This window comes from Mesorhizobium sp. M7A.F.Ca.CA.001.08.2.1 (assembly GCF_003998455.1).
GTDB classification, from domain to species: Bacteria; Pseudomonadota; Alphaproteobacteria; order Rhizobiales; family Rhizobiaceae; genus Mesorhizobium; species Mesorhizobium ciceri.
The window spans coordinates 1-650 of record NZ_RZPW01001376.1; the positions used below are offsets into that span (position 1 = coordinate 1).

Sequence of the window (650 nt, forward strand, 5' to 3'; positions counted from 1 at the left end):
CGCCGTAGGTGGCGCCATTAACCGCCATGGCGTCGACCGTCAGGCCGCCCATCGCCGTGGCAGCGTTGAAGGCGTAGATGCCGGTATCGCTTATCCCGGTAACCGCTGCCTTCGCCGTGACGCTGGTGGCGCCTGTGCCATTGTTCTTGGCCTCGATTCCGAAGTAGCCGCTGACCGTGCCTTCGGCGAGGATAGTCAGGCCCTTCGCCGTAGTGCCGTTGACGGCATAAATGCCGTCGCCGTCTGTTCCAGTTACCGCCTTTGTCGCCGTGACGCTGGTGGTGCCAGTGCCGTCGTTTGAGGCATTGATGCCGAAGACGCCGCCGCTGACGGTGCCTTCGGCGCGAACCGTCAGGTCTGTCGCCGTGCTGCCGCTGTAGGCATTAATGCCGGTATTGCTCCCGGTCACTGCGGCCTTCGCCGTGACGCTGGTGGCGCCAGTGCCGAGGTTCTGGGCAACAATGCCGGTGCCACCGCTGACTGTGCCTTCGGCGATGACAGTCAGGTCTTTGCCGACATGGGCGATCGGGCCAGAAAAGGTCGGCGTGCCGTTCAGAACCGTGTTGACGACATCGAGCTGTTGCCCGCCATTGATCGCATAGATGCCGTATCCGCTGCTGCTGGCGGTGACATCGCCAGTGGCGGGGAGG

The 650-nt window shown here is 63.8% G+C and carries 1 pseudogene; it reads right to left on the bottom strand.

Annotated elements, in window-relative coordinates:
* Positions 1-650, bottom strand: a pseudogene (locus tag EN914_RS38615) (hypothetical protein); the annotation flags it as partial.